This window comes from Sphaerisporangium siamense, from assembly GCF_014205275.1.
GTDB lineage: Bacteria > Actinomycetota > Actinomycetes > Streptosporangiales > Streptosporangiaceae > Sphaerisporangium > Sphaerisporangium siamense.
In genome coordinates this window covers 168873-186583 of the sequence record NZ_JACHND010000001.1, presented here as the reverse complement: position 1 = coordinate 186583, position 17711 = coordinate 168873, and the positions used below count along the sequence as shown (strand labels likewise).

General features: G+C 72.2%; 19 protein-coding genes. 12 read left to right on the top strand and 7 right to left on the bottom strand.

The annotated features are described in order from the left end of the window. Nucleotides 1-21: 21 nt before the first annotated feature. The 6 genes from BJ982_RS00855 (at nucleotide 22) to BJ982_RS00835 (ending at nucleotide 3832) form a co-directional block, all read left to right on the top strand. Nucleotides 22-468 carry a TlpA family protein disulfide reductase gene (locus tag BJ982_RS00855; protein WP_373869643.1) on the top strand — a complete coding sequence of 149 codons (447 nt, stop codon included), beginning with the start codon at nucleotides 22-24 and terminating at the stop codon, nucleotides 466-468. 32 nt (nucleotides 469-500) lie between these two features. Next, nucleotides 501-584, top strand: coding sequence for a putative leader peptide (locus BJ982_RS40825; protein WP_358546035.1), 84 nt, complete (start codon nucleotides 501-503; stop codon nucleotides 582-584). Between the two features lie 84 nt (nucleotides 585-668). Continuing rightward, nucleotides 669-1079, top strand: a complete 411-nt coding sequence (locus tag BJ982_RS00850) for a DUF4395 domain-containing protein (protein WP_184875614.1) — start codon at nucleotides 669-671, stop codon at nucleotides 1077-1079. Between the two features lie 15 nt (nucleotides 1080-1094). Next, complete coding sequence (locus BJ982_RS00845) at nucleotides 1095-1934, top strand: sulfurtransferase (RefSeq protein ID WP_184875612.1); 840 nt, start codon at nucleotides 1095-1097, stop codon at nucleotides 1932-1934. Further along, nucleotides 1931-2233, top strand: coding sequence for a DUF1416 domain-containing protein (locus BJ982_RS00840; RefSeq protein WP_184875610.1), 303 nt, complete (start codon nucleotides 1931-1933; stop codon nucleotides 2231-2233). Before BJ982_RS00845 ends, BJ982_RS00840 begins: the two co-directional genes overlap by 4 nt. 249 nt (nucleotides 2234-2482) lie before the next feature. Continuing rightward, the gene (locus BJ982_RS00835; protein ID WP_184875608.1) at nucleotides 2483-3832 is read left to right on the top strand and encodes a hypothetical protein; all 1350 of its coding nucleotides are present in this window, start codon (nucleotides 2483-2485) and stop codon (nucleotides 3830-3832) included. Here the strand turns inward: BJ982_RS00835 and BJ982_RS00830 are convergent. From BJ982_RS00830 to BJ982_RS00820, 3 genes are read right to left on the bottom strand one after another with little or no spacing between them, the layout of a single operon-like run. Beyond that, nucleotides 3717-4553, bottom strand: coding sequence for a hypothetical protein (locus tag BJ982_RS00830; protein ID WP_184875606.1), 837 nt, complete (start codon nucleotides 4551-4553; stop codon nucleotides 3717-3719). The genes BJ982_RS00835 and BJ982_RS00830 overlap by 116 nt on opposite strands. Next, the gene (locus tag BJ982_RS00825) at nucleotides 4550-5209 is read right to left on the bottom strand and encodes a hypothetical protein (protein ID WP_184875604.1); all 660 of its coding nucleotides are present in this window, start codon (nucleotides 5207-5209) and stop codon (nucleotides 4550-4552) included. Before BJ982_RS00825 ends, BJ982_RS00830 begins: the two co-directional genes overlap by 4 nt. Next, nucleotides 5209-5877: a hypothetical protein gene (locus BJ982_RS00820; protein ID WP_184875602.1), complete on the bottom strand. Its 669-nt coding sequence runs from the start codon at nucleotides 5875-5877 to the stop codon at nucleotides 5209-5211. Before BJ982_RS00820 ends, BJ982_RS00825 begins: the two co-directional genes overlap by 1 nt. 181 nt (nucleotides 5878-6058) lie before the next feature. On the opposite strand from BJ982_RS00820, the gene BJ982_RS00815 reads away from it, so the two are divergent. Further along, a complete protein-coding gene (locus BJ982_RS00815; RefSeq protein WP_184875601.1) occupies nucleotides 6059-7420 on the top strand; it encodes a hypothetical protein in 1362 nt (453 codons plus the stop codon). Here the strand turns inward: BJ982_RS00815 and BJ982_RS00810 are convergent. From BJ982_RS00810 to BJ982_RS00800, 3 genes are read right to left on the bottom strand one after another with little or no spacing between them, the layout of a single operon-like run. Then, entirely contained in the window at nucleotides 7384-8058 is a 675-nt protein-coding gene (locus BJ982_RS00810) for a hypothetical protein (protein ID WP_184875599.1), read from the bottom strand. The two genes, BJ982_RS00815 and BJ982_RS00810, sit on opposite strands and share 37 nt — an antisense overlap. Before the next feature lie 4 nt (nucleotides 8059-8062). Further along, a complete protein-coding gene (locus BJ982_RS00805) occupies nucleotides 8063-8722 on the bottom strand; it encodes a hypothetical protein (protein WP_184875597.1) in 660 nt (219 codons plus the stop codon). After that, entirely contained in the window at nucleotides 8722-9390 is a 669-nt protein-coding gene (locus tag BJ982_RS00800) for a hypothetical protein (protein ID WP_184875595.1), read from the bottom strand. Before BJ982_RS00800 ends, BJ982_RS00805 begins: the two co-directional genes overlap by 1 nt. A 223-nt stretch (nucleotides 9391-9613) precedes the next feature. Here BJ982_RS00800 and BJ982_RS00795 point away from each other — a divergent pair, with 223 nt between their 5' ends. The 4 genes from BJ982_RS00795 to BJ982_RS00780 all read left to right on the top strand — a co-directional run bounded on the left by BJ982_RS00795 (nucleotide 9614) and on the right by BJ982_RS00780 (nucleotide 16678). Further along, nucleotides 9614-11542, top strand: a complete 1929-nt coding sequence (locus tag BJ982_RS00795; RefSeq protein ID WP_239123025.1) for a hypothetical protein — start codon at nucleotides 9614-9616, stop codon at nucleotides 11540-11542. A 62-nt stretch (nucleotides 11543-11604) separates the two neighbouring features. Then, nucleotides 11605-14670 carry an ATP-binding protein gene (locus tag BJ982_RS00790; RefSeq protein WP_239123026.1) on the top strand — a complete coding sequence of 1022 codons (3066 nt, stop codon included), beginning with the start codon at nucleotides 11605-11607 and terminating at the stop codon, nucleotides 14668-14670. A gap of 75 nt (nucleotides 14671-14745) precedes the next feature. Next, nucleotides 14746-15975, top strand: coding sequence for a MurT ligase domain-containing protein (locus BJ982_RS00785; protein WP_184875589.1), 1230 nt, complete (start codon nucleotides 14746-14748; stop codon nucleotides 15973-15975). Then, on the top strand, nucleotides 15965-16678 hold the full coding sequence (locus BJ982_RS00780) for a type 1 glutamine amidotransferase (protein ID WP_184875586.1): 714 nt from the start codon (nucleotides 15965-15967) through the stop codon (nucleotides 16676-16678). The genes BJ982_RS00785 and BJ982_RS00780 overlap by 11 nt, the downstream gene beginning before the upstream one ends. 23 nt (nucleotides 16679-16701) lie before the next feature. Here the strand turns inward: BJ982_RS00780 and BJ982_RS00775 are convergent, their stop codons facing one another. Further along, nucleotides 16702-17064 carry a DsrE family protein gene (locus tag BJ982_RS00775; RefSeq protein ID WP_184875584.1) on the bottom strand — a complete coding sequence of 121 codons (363 nt, stop codon included), beginning with the start codon at nucleotides 17062-17064 and terminating at the stop codon, nucleotides 16702-16704. A gap of 98 nt (nucleotides 17065-17162) precedes the next feature. Between BJ982_RS00775 and BJ982_RS00770 the strand changes: the two genes are divergently transcribed. Continuing rightward, nucleotides 17163-17651: a heme-binding beta-barrel domain-containing protein gene (locus BJ982_RS00770; protein ID WP_184875582.1), complete on the top strand. Its 489-nt coding sequence runs from the start codon at nucleotides 17163-17165 to the stop codon at nucleotides 17649-17651. Nucleotides 17652-17711: the final 60 nt, after the last annotated feature.

Below are 17711 nucleotides of genomic sequence, written 5' to 3'. Positions count from 1 at the left end.
GGAATGGCGGAGGGTGGGCACGTGTTGTCGCCGACGATGACAGGACTGGTGGTGCTGTGCGCCACGCTCGCCGCGGGCCTGGTCACCGGGGTGGTGATGAAGGCCCGCGGCGGGCGCGTGCGCGAGACGAGGAGCGACATGGACGTCATGGCGGCGGCCGACGTCGGGCACGAGCTCGGTGACCGCGCGACGCTCGTCCAGTTCTCCACGGCCTTCTGCCAGCCCTGCCGGGCGACCCGCCGCGTCCTGTCGGAGGTCTCCGGCATGGTCGAGGGCGTCCGGCACGTCGAGATCGACGCCGAGTCCCGGCTCGACCTGGTCCGGCGCTTCGACGTCCTGCGCACTCCGACCGTGCTCGTGCTCGACCGCGAGGGGCGCGTTGTCAAAAGGGCGTCCGGCCAGCCGCGCAAGGTTGACGTGATCGCCGCGCTGGGTTTCGTGACATCTCATGAAACGGACGGGACGTGACAGACGGCGAATGGGCAGGTACTGTCGTGGACATGACACCCTCGACAGAGCTGCTGACGAAGCGGCGCGCGGTTGATTTCTGCCGCGTCGCGACCGCGCTCTGTCGTATGGCCTGAGGGCGATCTGGCGGCCTTCCCGCCGCACCGATCTGAATAGTGCCCACGCGTTTCCGGCACGAATCCCTTCAGGAGCTTCCCGCCATGCAGGTTGATCCACGAAGCACGCGGTTCGCCGCGGCCGTCACAACGCTCATCCTGGCGCTGGTCCTGGTCACCGGCAACGCCTGGCTGCTTCTCGCCCAGAGCGTCGTCTTCGGCCTAGGACTCGCCGGCGCCTCGCCGTACGGGTTGCTCTTCAGACGGTTGGTGCGGCCGAAGCTCGGCCCCCCGGCCCAGATGGAGGACGCGGTCCCGCCCCGCTTCGCGCAGGGTGTGGGCCTGGTGTTCGCCCTGGTCGGTGTGGCCGGATTCGCCGCACAGATCACACCGCTCGCGCTCGGCGCGACCGCCGCGGCCCTGATGGCCGCCTTCCTGAACGCCGCCTTCGGCTTCTGCCTCGGCTGCGAAACATACTTGATCATCCGCCGTCTAATGCCCGCCGCAACCCCATAACCGGGAGGTTCCGTAATGAGCCGCTCCGCCGTACTGGTGGACGCCGACTGGGTCGAGGCCAACCTCGACACCCCTGGCGTCGTGCTCGTCGAAGTCGACGAGGACGCCAGCGCCTATGACAAGGGCCACATCCGTGGCGCCGTCAAGATCGACTGGAAGAAAGACCTGCAGGACCCGGTCCGCCGTGACTTCGTGGACCGTGAGGGCTTCCAGGCCCTCCTCTCGGCTCGGGGCATCGGCAACGACGACACCGTGGTCCTCTACGGTGGCAACAACAACTGGTTCGCCGCGTACGCGTACTGGTACTTCAAGCTCTACGGCCACGAGAACGTCCGCCTGCTCGACGGCGGCCGCAAGAAGTGGGAGCTCGACTCCCGCGAGCTGGTCACCGAGGCGCCCGCGCGTCCCGAGACGCAGTACGCCGCCAAGGACCAGGACCCGGCGCTGCGCGCGCACCGCGACGACGTCGTCGCCGCGATCGGCAAGCTGAACCTCGTCGACGTCCGCTCGCCCGACGAGTTCACCGGCAAGCTGCTGGCCCCGGCCCACCTCCCGCAGGAGGCCGCGCAGCGCGCCGGGCACATCCCGACCGCGCGCAACATCCCATGGTCCAAGGCCGCCAACGACGATGGCACCTTCAAGTCCGACGACGAGCTTCGCACTCTCTACACCGAGGCCGGCGTCGACTTCGGCAAGGACACCATCGCCTACTGCCGCATCGGCGAGCGTTCCGCCCACACCTGGTTCGTCCTGCACGAGATCCTCGGCCAGGCGAACGTCAAGAACTACGACGGTTCATGGACCGAATACGGCTCGCTCGTGGGCGTGCCGATCGAGCTGGGGGAGGCCCGATGACCACCATCCAGGGATGCGCCGCGCCGGAGCAGACCGTCGCGCTGCCCGCCGGCATCGACCTGGCGAGCCAGGCCGTGATCCAGGGCGTCGTCACCGGCACCGGCACCGCCTACGCCCGGCTGCTCGACCACTCCGGTGAGTTCACCGGCGAGGTCGTGGTGTCCGACGAGGGCATCTTCCGCTTCTTCGCGGCGCCCGGGTCCTGGACCGTTCGCATCATCGCGGGCGGCGGCTTCACCAAGGACATCCCGGTCGAGGCCCGCCTCGGCGAGGTCTCGCAGCTCCAGGTCGCCGTCTGACCTGCCGCTCCTCCGGTGCGCGCTCCCGGCGCGCGCCGCAGGGCGCCGACGCCTGAGGGCCGGTCGCTCCTCGCGGAGCACCGGCCCTTTCGTATGCCCGGCCGCGGCTTTTCAACGCCTCTTGAAATAGGCCCCCGGGTCGCGCGATGCCGCTGCGATCGACGGTGCGCCGTCGATAGGATGCACCGGATGTCCGAATCTCCCCATAGTTCCCAGCCGCCTCAGGAGCCCCGGACCCTGTCGGTCTGGGTGCTCCCGTGGCACACCCTGCGGCTGGCCGGGCGATGCCTCCTGCCGCTGGTCATGTGGTACTCGGCGGGACAGCTCGTGCGTTTCGGGCTGCTCGTCGGCGGTACGGAGATGTCGCACGGTTCGATGCGGGACCTGCGCCTGGCCCTGACGATGCTCGTCTTCATCCTCATGGTCATGGTCTTCCTGGTCGTCACCGCGGGCATGTTCGCCTCGCTGCGCGGCGCCCTGTGGGAGATCCGCGCCCGGCGAGGCGACGGCGATCGGGACGAGCGCTTCTCCGACGGACTGAGCCGCGTGATCGTCCCGTTCGTGGTGCTCTACCTGAGCTGGGGCTGGTACACCGACGACGTCCGCGACTTCTACAACACCGACATCCAGCGGCAGAGCTCGCAGTACGGCGCGCTCGGGGCGTTCTACGACTTCGCCACCGGGGCGAGCATGGACACCGGCAGAGGGCTCATCGACCTGAGCTACACGATCACGTTCGTCATCGTGGTCGCCGCCTTCGTCGGCCGCTACTTCTGCGCCATCTGGTACGAGCGCGGGGAGAGCCGCACCGCCGCCTTCGCCCTCGCGCTCTGCGAGCTCTCCTTCTTCTACTACGGCGCCCAGGTGGTCGCCTCGCGCGGCGACTGGGTGGGCGGCCGGGCGGCGTACGGCTGGTGGAAGGACCTGCTCGGCACCCTTGACCTGCACATACCCGGGTGGGAGACGTTCTGGGGGCTGGTCGGCGAGGTCTGGCCGTACGTCTGGGGCGCACTCGTGCTGCCCGGCGTCTGGCTGACCGTCGCCATCCTCATGTACGGCGCCTACGCCGAGGACACCCGCACGGTGATCAGGGGCACGCGGCTGGAGGGCGGGGCGGTCAGGGCCGGGGACATGATCACCGCCCGTACGCACTCCCTGACCCGGCAGCTCCTCACCCGGTTCTTCGGCCGCTGGGGCCACTGGGTCCCGTTCGCGCACACCGTCCGCCTGACCGTCCGAGGCGGCGCGCCCCTGTTCGGCCTGTTCGCGCTGTGCTTCGCGGCCCTCCACGTCGGCGAGGGGTACGCCCGGCGGGGTGTCCTGTACCTCATCGGCACCGATCACCCCCAGCTCGCCTGGGACGTCCTTCTCGTGCCGGCGAACTTCGCCATCGAGCTGGTGGTGACGGTGCTCACGACGTGCCTGCTCGCGGCGACCTTCGACATCGCCGCGGGCGCCGAGCGCCGGCGGCGCGCGGCGGGGGTCAGCGGGCGAACCGCAGAGACGGCCCGAACTCGCCCTTCCCCGCACGCTCCGTCGGGTACATCACCAGTTCCACCTGGTTCACCAGTGCCTTCGGGATCGCGCTCACCAAGGTGAAGCGGCCGGTCACCCCTTTGCCCAGCTCTTCCGGGGTCTTCGCCGCCAGGGCCAGCCAGAGCCGGCCCGCCTTGTCGGTCAGGTAGAACCCGGGAAGCGTGGTCGTGTAGTACTTGGCGTCGGCGTTCAGGCCGGTGCCCTCCACCTCGATCTGCACCATGTCACGGTCGGGCGTCTCGGGCGTCCGGTACTGGGCCGGGGCGGGGGTGACGCCGATGAACCGCCAGGTGGCGTCGCCGAGCGGCGCCGACCGCCCGTGCGGCACGTACCGCACGGAGGCGACGGGGATCTTCTCCTGGTACTGGCTGATCTCGTCGTGGCCCTTCACCGCCAGGTACGCCGCGGTCAGCACCAGGGCGCCGGCGAGCTGGAGGCCGATCTTCGTCGCCGTGCGCATGGGCCGCTTGCGCCGGCGCGACCGCGGCCCCGCGGGAGCGGGAGGAGAGGCCGCCGGCGCCTCGGGGGCGGGCGGGGAGGCCGCCGGCGCCTGGGCGGGCTCTGGCGCCGCCATGCCGGGGGGAGGCCGCCGGTATCCGGGTGGCGGGCCTTGGTACGTGGGCCGGTGCCCGACGACGGGGATGGGCACGGTGGAGCTCCCCGGCGGCTCCTCCGGCGGGGCCGGGGGCCACACCCGCGCGTCGGGCCGGGGGGCGCGCTTGGTGGGGGTGAACCACGAGGGGTCGCCGGCGGGCCACACGCCGGTGTCGTTCTGCTCGGTCATGTGCCCTTCACCTCGTAGGCGTCCTTGGCCGCGTCGATCAGGCGGGCCGCCCCGGCCGCGTCCAGCCCGAGGTCGGCGGACGTCTCGGGCTGGTAGACGTCTCCGTAGAGGGTGTTCGGCACCGAGACGACGAGGCGTGCGCCCGCCACTCGCGCCGGGGGGATCTCGAAGAAGAAGAGGCCCGACGCCCACCACCCGGACTGCACCCATTTGTAGGCGAAGGTCGCGGTGGTCTCCACGCGATCGGTGGTGTCGAAGCGGGCCCCGTCCGCGGTGACCAGATGCGCGGCGAGCTGGATCGGACGCCGGGGCGCCGTGGCGCTCACCTTGACGATCATGAAGATGTGGTCGGTCGGCGCGTCGTCGGTCGAGTAGGTCCGCTTCACCCGGACGGATCTGGCGAACTCCACCTTCTCCGCGCGGGTGGTGAACTGGCCGGTGACGAGCGCGTCCCCCATGCCGCCCGAGGTGGTGAGAGGGTCGTTCAGCTCGTCCGGGGTGAGCTCGATCGACCGCGTGTACACCGCGCCGCACACGAGCGCCACGCCGACGACGGCGGCGAGCAGACGGCGCCAGGCGGGGACGCGCGGGCCGGCCGGGCGCGGCGGCGGCGGCGCGGGCAGGGTTTCCGGGACGAGCCCCGGCGAGGTCGCCATCACGCGTTCTCCACCCTGACGGGCATGGTGATCCGGGCCCCGACGACCGGCATGGAAGTGGACGTCTTGCCTTGCTTGCGGTCCTCGGCCGTCGGGGGGCCTTCCTCTGTGACCGGCCACCACTCGTGGGTGCGGTTGGAGAACAGCTCGTGCCATTCGTACGTGCCCGCGTCGATGTACACGGTCTTCGGGAACGGCGTGCCCGGCTTCAGCTCGAAGGACATGACCACCGTCTCCGGCACGCCGGGGTGCAGCTGGCCGTAGGTCTTCTCTCCGGCGATCACCACGATGCGCGGCCCGAGGTCGGCGGGATCGTCCGACGGCTTGAGCACCATGGTGTCGGTGCGCACGGTGGGCAGCGCGCCGTCCATCGTCTGGGCGGAGATCGTGGCGTCCGACCGGTTGGTGACCTTCAGGACGAGTTGCAGGTAACGCTTGCCGATGACGCCGAGCCCGAGGCGTCCCGGGCGGATCACCGCGTCCTCGAAGACGGTCTTCACCCGCCCGTGGTCGAAGGTCGCGCCCTTGCCGAGCTGGGGGAAGGGATTCGCCGGGGCCTCTTCGAGGCCGCCGAAGGCGGCGCTGACCGCCACGGTGGCCGCCGCCAGGAAGGCCACCACCGGGACGAGGATCGCCCGGCGGTTGGGGGCGGGCGCGGCGGACGTCATGGCACAGGATGGTAGTCGTTGCTTCTTCACCTTCCGTCGCTTTCGTCCCGCGGAAGTGGGATCGGGCGGCGAAACATGAGGAAAGCCGTCTTACCTGGGCGATATTTCAAACGGGTCTGAAGAGTCCGATCTTTCCCGGGACCGCCTGCGGTTCGTGTCGGTGATCGATAGCATGCGCAGGATGTCCGATTCGTTGACCTTGGGGGCTGGGTCGCGGCCCGCGGCCGTGCAGGCGTCACCGCGCTGGTGGAGGCGGTCGCCGTACGGCCTGCCGCTCTACGCGGGAGAGCTGTGGCTGCGCCGGCTGGTCCCGCTGGTGCTGTGGTTCTCCGCCGGGGAGCTCGGCCGGTTCGCGCTGCTGACGGCGGGCTCGGAGCTGTCGCACGGCTCCCTGCGCGAGTGGCGGCTGGCCGCCGTCATGGTGATCTTCATCGTGATGGTCATGCTCTTCATGGTCGTGACCGTCGGCATGCTGCACTCGCTGCGCGGCGCGCTGATCGAGACCCGCGTCCGGCGGGCCGGGGGCGAGGATCCGGAGCCGCTGCTCACCGGCCTCGGCCGGGCCATCATCGTGTTCGTCGCCATCTACCTGGCCTGGGGATGGCAGACGGCCGACGCGCGGGAGTTCTCCGACGCGGACATGGAGCGCTACGCCGTCCAGTACGACGTCTACGAGGCCAAGCGCATCCTGAACGCGCTGGCGGGCAACGGCGCGCAGACCCCCGCGCCCGCCCTGCCGGACGCGGGGACCAACCTCGTGCTGGACCTGAAGGTGGCGCTGGTCTGCACGGCCGTGGCGCTGGTCGCCCGCTACGTCCTCTCGGCGCTGCACGAGCGCAGGGGCGGCAGGAAACTCGCCTTCGGCGTGGCCTTCTGCGAGCTGGCCTACACCTTCTACGCCGCCACGCTCCTGGTCACCTTCGCCGGCGAGCGCTCGGCGTGGGTGGGGCGGCGGGCCGTCACGGCGTGGTGGAACGAGCGGTGGGCGGCGCTGGAGGAGACCGTCCCCGGCTGGCAGAGCGCCATGGAATGGCTCGGCGGCGCGCGCCCGCACATGGTCGCCGCGCTGCTGGTCCCGCTCACCTGGCTCACCCTGGCCATCCTCGTCTACGGCGCCTACTCCGAGGACGCCCGCGCGCTGATCAGGGGCACCGCCGCCGACCGCGCCGCCGGCGCCCTGCAGGACAGGACGCACCGGATGACCCGGCGCGGCGCGGGCATGCTCGTCACCCGGGCGGGCCTCGACCGGTGGCCGCCCGTGCTGCACGCCCTGCGCCTCACCCTGCGCGCCGGCGCGCCGCTGTTCACGGTCATGTGCCTGTGCTACGTGCTGCTCACCGTCGCCGCGGACTACGCCGAGCGCGGGGCGTACTACCTGATCGGCACCGCGCACCGCCAGCTCTGGTGGGAGGCGTACCAGATACCGGTGCACTTCGCCCGCGACCTGCTGTTCACCACGTTCACCCTCTGCCTGTTCGCCGCGACGTTCGACATCGCGGCGACCCGTCAGCGGGCGAAGCGCAGCGTCTCGGCCGGGGAGTAGGTCAGCACCAGCTCCGCCGTCCCCGACACCGTCTCGGGGACGGCCGAGACCACCTGGAACCGCGTCTCCTCGCCCGGCGCGAGGTCGGAGGAGATCGGCGTGCTCGCGGGCAGCGCCTCCCAGCGGTGCCCGGCCCGGTCGCGCACCTCGAAGCGGGGGGTGAGGTAGTCGCGGACGGCCTCGGCCGAGGCCGGGGTCAGCCGCACGTCCGCCAGCAGCGTGGTGACGCCGGGGACGCCGCCCGGAGGAGGCGGCTGGACGGCCAGCGCCGCCCCCCAGCTCATCCCGTGCAGCGTGCCGATCGCGCCGGGCCCCACGTCCTTGATCGCTTCGTCCGGGTACCGGTCGGCGATCCAGGCCGCGCGGTCGGCCCACTGGACGCCGACCGTCACCGCGGCCAGGGCGACCGCCGCGACGGCGAGCAGCGTCCCCCGCACGGCCCGGCGCGCCGGCCGCGGGGCCGGGGGCTCGGGCGGCAGGGGCGGCGGGGACGGCTCGGGCGGGGGAGCCGCGCGGTTCACCGGGGTGAACGCGTCCCAGGTGGCGGTGTCGTCCTCGGCGCCGTTCCACACGGTGTCGTTCCAGACGGAGTCGTTCCGCACAGGGTCGTTCCCCACGGTGCCGTTCTGCTCGGTCACGTCCTCACCTCCGCGCCGTCAGTTGCCAGCTCGTCTTCACGTCCGTCAGCAGCCGCCGGGTCGCCGCGTCTCCCGCGGTCAGCGGCAGCCGCACCTCGGGCAGGAGCTGGTCGTACCGGTCCGGGTAGACGGTGTCGTAGATGCCGTTGGTCGACGGCGCGGTGATGACGACGAAGGCCCCCGGGACCGCCTCGGGCGGGACCTCGAACACGAAGGTCAGCGTCGTCCACCAGCCGTGCTGCGCCGGCCTGCGCGGAGTGAACGCCTCCCCGGGCCGGTCGCTCGCGGCGTACTCGATCCCGTCGCGGGTGCGCAGCCAGGCGCTGGGCAGGTAGGTCGGGTCCTTGGGCGAGGTGGCGCCGACCGTGGCGACGAGGAACAGGTCGCGGGTGCCGATCGAGGTGGACTCCTCGATGGTCGTCGCGCCGGTCTCCACGTCGGTGCCCGTGGTGACCAGCCGCAGCGACCTGGCCGCGACGACGCCGTCGAGCCGCGCGGCGAACCGGCCGGTCGAGGCGGCGGCCCCGGCGGCGGCCATGGCGGTGAGCGGGGCGTCGAGCCGTTCCTTGTCCATCACGAACGTGTGCGCGTAGACGGCGGCGGCGCCGACGGCGAGCGCGGCGAGCGCGTTGCCCGCGCGCCGCCAGGGAGTGGCCCCGGCCATCACACCGCCTTCCGTACGGGGACGGTGACCCGGCCGGCGATCAGTGGCGCGCCGTCGTCCTCCTCGACGAGCTCGGCGCGGCGCCTGCCGGTGAGCAGGTCCTCGTGGTTCTCGTACCGGCCGAGGTCGACGTCGAGCAGGGACGGGAACGAACCCGCCCACGTCTGGCCCGGCTTCGGCTCGGCGGACGCCGGCAGGCGGAAGCGCAGCAGGACCTCGGAGGTCCGCTTGGGCGGCAGCAGCCGGCTCGGGGCGCCCTCGCCGGGCACGGTCAGGTCGTACATCCAGCCCCCTCCGTTCGCGCGCGCCGCGGGGTCGAGCAGCCGTTCCCCCTGACGGCCCGCGACCCGCAGGAGCGAGTTTTCGAGGTACCTCAGAGGCACGCTCACCTCGGCGTCGTTGTACACCTTCAGGTTCAGGTCCAGGACCGGCCGCTCCTGGTCGCCGGATCCGGGCACGGTGTGCGCGACCGCGTCCATGATCACGGTGCGGAACACGTCCTGGTCCACGTCCTCGCCGGCCTGCCGCTGTTCGGGCCCGGGGTCGGGGGCCTCGCGGAACCCCCCGAGCACCGCGGTGACGAGGAGGGCCGCGGCGGCGAGGAGCCCGGTGGCCGGGACCAGCACGGGGCGCCGGCGGCGGCTGCCGTGCCGGGCGGGAGACGTCATGTCACACGATCGTAATCGGTGGCCCTATCCCATCCGCCTCGTTTGTCCCTTTAATGGTGCCGGGAGCGAGGAATTCGGGCCTAATGCCGAGAACCCTGCCCGAATGCGAGGGGCACCTCATACGCTGTCACAGTTGGGAAGCCGACCAAGCGGCAAGGAGCGGCACGAGACGGTCGGCTCCCGGCGAGCGCGACCATTGACAGGTGGAGGTCCGGTGGCGGACGTGCACCCAGAGCATGCGCAGCTTCAAGCTGACCGGATCTATCTGGGCTGGCAGTACGCGACGCTGTACCCAGAGCCCGGCCCCCCGCCCAAGCGCCCCTCGCCCGAGGACATCCCCGAGGAACCCACCTCCCTCGTCGACCCCGCCTGGGTCCGCAGGGAGCGCCTCCAGGAGGACCTTCTCAACCGGCCCGTGAAGGTCGTCGGCGCCGTCATGATCATCCTGGCGGTGGTCATGCTCGTGCTCGGCCTCACCGAGACCATGGGCTGGACGTTCGTCACCGCCGGCCTCGTCGTCACCGGCGGCGTCGCCGCGATCTGCGGGTACGTCGTCCGCCGGGGCGAGCGCGCGCTGCGCGCCCGCATCAAGGAGCAGCAGGCGCGCGCCGAGCACCGGCGCAAGGACCGCGAGCGCGAGCTGTTCAACGCCCAGGAACTGCACGCCGAGCGGTACCGGGAGTGGGCGGCCAAGAAGGAGCGGTACGACCGGCAGCTCACCTGGTACGCCGTCGCCGTCCCCGACGAGATCGACCGCATCGACGTCGCCGGCGGCACCCTGCCCGGCTGGTCCGCCCTGATCACCCTGCTCGGCGCCACCCGCCTCTACAGCGGCGGCCACCTCACCGTCCTCGACCTGTCCGAGGGCGCCATCGCCAAGGACCTCATCGAGCTGGCCCGGCGCGGCGGCGACGACCCGCTGGTGTGGGTGCTGCCCGTCGACCTGCCCCGGCTCGACCTCGGCGCCACGCTGCCGCCCGAGGCGTTCGCCGACGTCCTCGCGCACGTCGTCAGCGTCAGCGAGGAGCACCGCACCACCCGCGACCTGAGCTTCGACAACGCCATCCTCGAACGGGTGCTGGAGGTGCTGGGCGAGAACGCCACCATCAACCAGGTCACCGCGGCCCTGCGCGCCCTGGCCCAGGTCGGCGACCCGCGCGACGACCTGCGGTTCGGCCTGCTCACCGCCACCCAGCTCGAACGCATCGGCACGCTGTTCGGCCGGGGCGTCACCGACCGCGTCGTCATCGAGCGCGCCTGGGCCCTGGAGTCCCAGCTCCGCAAGCTGGAGACGCTCGGCTCGGAGGCCGTGCGCCTGCCACCCGCCCGGCTGCGCGTGGTGTCGATGGACCGCCAGGCCGGGGTGTTCGGCAACCGCGTCCTCGGCACCTACGTCGCGACCGCGCTCACGCACATCCTGCGCCAGTCCCCGGCCTCCGAGCGGCCCTGGTACCACACGATCATCGTCGCGGGCGCCGACAAGCTGCGCGGCGACGTGCTGGACCGCCTGATGGACGCCTGCGAGACCTCCAGGACCGGCCTCGTCCTCACCTACCGCTCGCTCACCCCGACCGTCAGGGAGCGCCTCGGCCGCGGCCACGCCGCCGTCGCGTTCATGCGCCTCGGCAACGCCGAGGACGCCCGCGTGGCCAGCGAGCACATGGGCACCGAGCACCGCCTGGAGCTGGCCCAGCTCACCGAGACCATCAGCCCCGCCGTGGACGGCCTGAACGGCACCTACACCTCCACCGTCGGCGACGACGCCGACCGCGGCGACCCCGAGGAGGAGAAGGCCGACCTCAAGGAGAGCATCACCGAGTCCACCGAGTGGGGCCGCAGCGCCAGGAAGGCCATGGGCGAGGAGCGCGTGCTGCACCGCAGCCGCGAGTTCCTCGTCGAGCCGCACCAGCTCCAGCAGCTCCCCACCACCTCGGTCATCGTCACCCACGCCACCTCCGAGGGCCGCCAGGTGCGGCTCGCCGACGCCAACCCGGCCATCCTCACCTTCCCCAAGACCACTTTGGGGGAGTTCGAGGAGGTACGCCGGAGCATGCTGGGCCCGGGCGAGTCCGAACCGGCCGCCGAGGAGGAGTCGTTCGCCCCCAACCTCGGCCCGCCGCCCGAGCGGCTGGACTGGAGGAGAACGCATTGAACTGGTAATCCCCTGGCAAACGTCGGTGGCATAAGGGATTTGGGCTTGATATGCAGGCAAGCGTGTCCTCCGCAGCGCCCAGCGCGCCGTTCCCGCTGAGCGGTCCGTGGTACCGCATCCAGGCGATCACCGCCCCCTCGCGCAGTTCGTCCGCGGAGTGGGACTTCGTCACCGTGCTGCCCGCCGTGCTGTCCGCCGCCCAGCGCAACCGGCCCTTCGTCATCGGCTGGCTGTCCCGCGGGTCGGGCGCGCCGCTCGAACTCATCACCAACGCCGGCCCGCTCACGCCGCCGCGCCCGCCGCGCCGCGCCGCCGGCGCCACCGTCGAGGAGCCGCCGCACGGGCCGCAGCCGCTGCTGTTCCCCGGCGGCGCGCGCGGTGTCGAGATCACCGACGACTGGCTCGCCGACCTCGCCGACCTGACCTGGACGCCCTGCCCCGGCCGCCAGGCGCCCCCGCTCAACGGACGCAGGGAGCCCGGCCCCGACGACCTGCTGCGGCCCACGCTGTTCGAGTCCACGCTGGTCACGCTCATGTCCCGGCCGTTCGCCTGGCTGGTCGTCGCCGAGCCCACCGACCTGCTCGACGCCGAGGTCGCCCACCTGCGCACCCAGCTCAACGTGCTGCGCCAGTACGGCGACGCCTCCGAGCGCAGCCGGTACGACGCCGAGCGCGCCGAGCGGCGCATGCAGGAGCTGGACGCCTTCCGCGAGGCGGGCCTGTGGAACGTGCGCGTCCTCGCGGGCGCGGCCGGGCCGGACGAGCTGCGGCAGATCGCGCCCGTGCTCGTAGGCTCCGTCGAGATAAACCATCACCCCTACCGGCTGCGCAGCGCCCTGTCGCTGCCCACCTTCGGGCGCACCTCCGCCGTCGAGCCGGTCTACGGCCTCGCCGAGGTGCTCGGCGTCACCCTCCAGGACCCCTCGGACGGCGCCGCCGCCCCGTTCGCCGCGACGGCCGGGGCCCTGGCCGCGCTCGCCGGGCTGCCCCGCCGCGAGGTGCCCGGCGTCCGCGTGCTCGACGCCGGCTTCTTCGACGTGACCAGCGAGGCCGACATCCGCAGCACCGGCGAGCCCGTGCTCGACCTCGGCGCGATCATCGACGGGCAGGACCGCGCGGTCGGGTCCTTCCGCGTGCCGCTCGCCACGCTCAACCGCCACGCCTTCGTCACGGGCGCCACCGGCTCCGGCAAGTCGCAGACCGTCCGCCATCTGCTGGAACAGCTCACCGCGGCCGGGATCCCCTGGCTCGCCATCGAGCCGGCCAAGTCCGAGTACGCCGCGATGGCCGGGCGCGTCGGCCACCTGGCGCCGCTGACGGTGATCAACCCGTCCGCGCCCGACACCGTGCCCTTCAGCGTCAACCCGCTGGCCCCCGAGCCCGGCTACCCGGTGCAGGCCCACATCGACATGGTCAGGGCCCTGTTCATGGCCGCCTTCGACGCCGAGGAGCCGTTCCCGCAGATCATGTCGCTGGCCCTGCAACGGGTCTACGAGGCCAACGGGTGGGACGTCGTCACCGGCGGCGGCGTCCCCGGCGCGGCCGTGCGGCCCGCCGTCCCCACGCTGGCGCAGTTACAGACCCACGCCCTGGAGGTCATCAAGGAGATCGGGTACGGCAAAGAGGTGCAGGCCGACGTCGAGGGCTTCATCAGCCTGCGGCTGCGCAGCCTGCGCGTCGGCTCGGCGGGCCGCTTCTTCGAGGGCGGACACCCCGCCGACATCGGGGGCCTGTTACAGCGCAACGTCGTGTTCGCCATCGAGGACGTCGCCAACGACGAGGACAAGGCGTTCCTCATGGGCACGCTGATCATCCGCATCGTCGAGCACCTGCGCATGCGCGCCCGCCAGGAGAAGGCCAAAGGGCTCCAGCACGTCATCGTCATCGAGGAGGCCCACCGCCTGCTGCGCGACCGCGGGTCCCAGCGGGCCGCCACCCACGCGGTCGAGCTGCTCGCCGGCATGCTGGCCGAGATCCGCGCCTACGGCGAGGGCATCGTCGTCGCCGAGCAGATCCCCACCAAGCTCATCGCCGACGTCGTCAAGAACACCGCGCTGAAGGTCGTGCACCGCCTGCCCGCCGAGGACGACCGCCGCCTGGTCGGCGCGGCCATCAACCTCAGCGAGGAGCAGTCCCGCCAGGTCGTCTCCCTGCAGCCGGGCATCGCCGCCGTCTTCGCCGACGGCATGGACCGTCCGCTGCGCATCCAGGTCCCCCTCGGCGAGGACCGGGAGCACACCGTGCCCGGCCCCATCCCGCCCATCCGGGGCCGCCGCAGCGCCGCCTGCGGGCGCGAGTGCGCCGATGGCAAGGCGTGCACGCTGTTCGAGCTGCGCGAGGCCGACCTGCTCGCCGACGCCCCCGAATGGGCGTGGCTGCGCGTCTGGACCGACACCGTCGTGCTGGCCTTCTGCGCCAACCGGTCGCTGCCGGGCGTGCCGCGCGTCCTCGCCGACATCTGGGCCGAGCTGCCGCGCCGGCGCCGCGAGTGCCTGCTCGCCACGCTCGTCGAGCGCGCGGTCGCCGTACGGGCGTGGGCGCTGCGCAGCTCCTACGACCCCGCCCTGCTCACGGTGAAGGCCGCCGAGGCCGCCACGGCGCTGCTCGACGGCTCCGGCGAGTCCCGCTCGCCCGCCGGGGAGCGTCCCGGCGCGGCCTGGGTGATCCCGCAGGTGCGCTGGCTGCACGAGGTGGACCGGCTGTTCCCGTACGGACGGCAGGCGCCGGACCTGCGCAGCCCCGCGCCCGCCATGGAGTACCCGCTGTTCGGCACCGACCAGACCGGCCGTCCCTACCCCCACCCGGGGCTCAACGGGTCCGGCGACGGCGGGCGCACGGAGCTGCTCGGCCACCGCGCCAAGGCGCTGCGCCACCACCCGCTGTCGATGGAGATGGAGCGCAACCGGGCGCTCGCCTGGCGGGTGCTGCTCGGCGACGACGAGCACGAGCGCGTCGAGGAGGACTTCGCCACCGTCGCCCTCGGCGTCGAGCCGCGCGACCGGGTGCGCCACATCGCCCAGACGATGGGGGCGGCCTGGCTGGAGACCGTCCTGTCCTGGCCGGGCAGGTTCGTCCTGCCCTTCGAGGGCGGCGCCGACACCGACGCCGAGCTGTCCTTCATCGACTGAGGCATGCCACCACAAAAGGGCGGCTTTGGGTTCGGGTTGGGTGTTCATCGGGTGGGCCGCACTAGGATCTCGGGCATGACCCAGCTACCGCTGCGTGCTCAGCTCGCGACCGCGCTCGGCCGTACGGCCGCCACCCTGTCCCGGGTGACCGGGCGTGGCGACGGATCGGTGATCGGTGGCCGCGTCGGGCTCATGCTGGAGCCGGACCTTCTGCGCAAACTGGCGGCCGACCGCAAACTCGTGCTGGTCAGCGCCACCAACGGCAAGACGACCACCACCCGGCTGATCACCTCCGCGCTGCAGGAGCTCGGCGAGGTCGCCACCAACGCCTTCGGCGCCAACATGCCCGCCGGCCACGTCTCGGCCCTCTCACAGGCCAAGCAGGCGCCGCTCGCGGTGCTGGAGGTCGACGAGAAGTACCTGCCCGAGGTTCTCGACACGACCGGCGCCTCCGTGGTCGTCCTGATGAACCTCAGCCGCGACCAGATGGACCGCGCGGCCGAGATCTGGCTGCTGGCCCAGAAGTGGCAGCGCGCCCTCACCGGCAAGAACACCCACGTCATCGCCAACTGCGACGACCCGCTCGTCACCTGGGGCGCCTCGACCGCGAGCCGGGTGACGTGGGTCTCGTGCGGGCAGCCGTGGAAAGAGGACTCCTGGTGCTGCCCCCGCTGCGGCGGCCCGCTCGACCGCAAGGGCGACGACTGGGCGTGCCGCGAGTGCTCGTTCCGCCGTCCCGAGCCCGTGTGGCTGCTCGACGACGACGCCGTGATCGACTCCGCCCGGCGGCGCTGGGTGCTCGACCTCCAGCTTCCCGGCCGGGCCAACCGCGCCAACGCCGCCATCGCCCTGGCCACCGCCGAGGCGTTCGGCCTGCCGGTCGAGCGGGCCCTGCCCCGGCTGCGCGAGGTCCGCTCGGTGGCAGGCCGCTACACCACCGTCGAACGGGACGGCAGGTCGCTGCGGCTGCTGCTCGCCAAGAACCCCGCCGGATGGCTGGAGGCGTTCGAGGTCTCCGACCCGTCCCTGCCGATCATCCTGTCGGTGAACGCCCAGGGGCCCGACGGCCGCGACACCTCGTGGCTGTGGGACGTCGACTACCGCGTCCTGCGCGGCCGCCCGGTGTACGTCACCGGCGAGCGGCGGCTCGACCTGGCCCTGCGGCTGGACGTCGCCGAGGTGCCCTTCCAGCTCTGCGACACGTTCGAACAGGCCGTGGACCCGCAGCCTCCCGGCCGCGTCGACGTGATCGCCAACTACACAGCCTTCCAGCGGATTCGAGCGGAGTTCGGCCGTGCCGTCTGACAGCGCCCTGCGCCTGGTGTGGATCTACCCCGACCTTCTGAGCACGTACGGCGACCAGGGCAACGTCCTGATCCTCGAACAGCGTGCCCGCAGACGGGGCATCCCCGTCGAGACCGTCTACGTCCGCTCGGCGGACCCGGTGCCCGACTCCGGGGACATCTACCTCATCGGCGGCGGCGAGGACCGTCCGCAGATCCTCGCGGCCGAGCGCCTGCGCCGCGACGACGGGCTGCGGCGCGCCCTCGACCGCGGCGCCGCCCTGCTGGCCGTCTGCGCCGGATACCAGATCATGGGCACGGTGTTCGGCGGCGAGGAGGGGCAGCCGGTGGCGGGCCTCGGCCTGCTCGACATCCAGAGCGCCCGCGGGCCCGCGCGCGCGGTCGGCGAGCTGGCGGCCGAGGTCGACTCCGGCCTCGGCGGGCAGATGCTCACCGGCTTCGAGAACCACATGGGCGTCACCCGGCTCGGGCCGGGCGTGCGCCCCCTCTCGCGCACGGTGGTGGGCACGGGCAACGGTGACGGCACGGAAGGCTGCCACGCCGGCAAGATCGTGGGCACCTACCTGCACGGCCCGGCGCTGGCGCGCAACCCGTGGCTCGCCGACGTCCTGCTGGGCTGGACGGTGGGGCAACTGGGGCCGATCGACGACACCTGGTACGACCGGCTCCGCGACGAGCGCCTGCGGGCCGTCCTGCCCCGCTGAGGTGGCCCCCCGATCGGTGTCCGTCAGTAGACGAGCGCCTGCACGCCCTCGCCGAGCGCCTCTTCCACGAAGGTCGGGGCGCCGGCGATGCGCACGCCCTCGATGAGGTCGTCCACGCCGATGCCGCGCCGCGCCGCGCATTGCGTGCACACCGTGACCTTGCCGCCCGCGAGGACGGCGTCGAGCAGGTCGGTGAGAGGAGTGGCCTCCGGCAGGCTGAACTCCTTGGCCCGGCCCGGCAGGCCGAACCACGCGGACTCGCCGGTCAGCCACAAGGAGACCGGGACGCCGCTCGCGACCGCCGCCGCCGCCACCGTGAACGCCTGATTGCAACGCTCGGGAGCATCAGAACCGGCCGTCACTTTTATCACCATTGATCGTGCCATGATCTGAGCCTATGCGCCGTCAGGGCCGCTCCACCAGGTCATCGCCGGTCCGGTGTCGGCGGCGTGGCGCACGGTCCGGGCATTTAGGCTCATGTGCCATGGACTCCCAGTCACTGCATCCCGACCTCGAACCGATCGCCTTCCTCCTCGGCAGGTGGGAGGGCGCCGGGGTCGGCGGCTACCCCACGATCGAGAGCTTCCGGTTCGGCCAGGAGATCACCTTCGAGCACAACGGCAAGCCGTTCCTCAGCTACGTCAGCAGGACCTGGCTGCTGGACGACGAGGGCACCATGGTGCGCCCGCTCGCCACCGAGACGGGGTACTGGCGCGCCCTGCCGGAACGGCAGCTCGAAGTGCTGCTCGCCCACCCGACCGGCATCGTCGAGATCTACATCGGCGAGGTGATCTTCCACAAGATCGAGCTGCGCAGCGACGTCGTCGCGCGCACGGCCACCGCCAAGGAGTACACGGCAGGGCACCGCCTCTACGGCCTGGTCGAAGGCAACCTGATGTACGCCTACGACATGGCGGCGGAAGGCCAGCCTCTGACCTCCCACCTGTCGGCGGAGCTCAAGAAGGTGGGGTGACCGCCGGAGAACCTGCGGGCATGAAAGAACCCCGGGCGCGCTCCTGCCCGCCGTGATCGG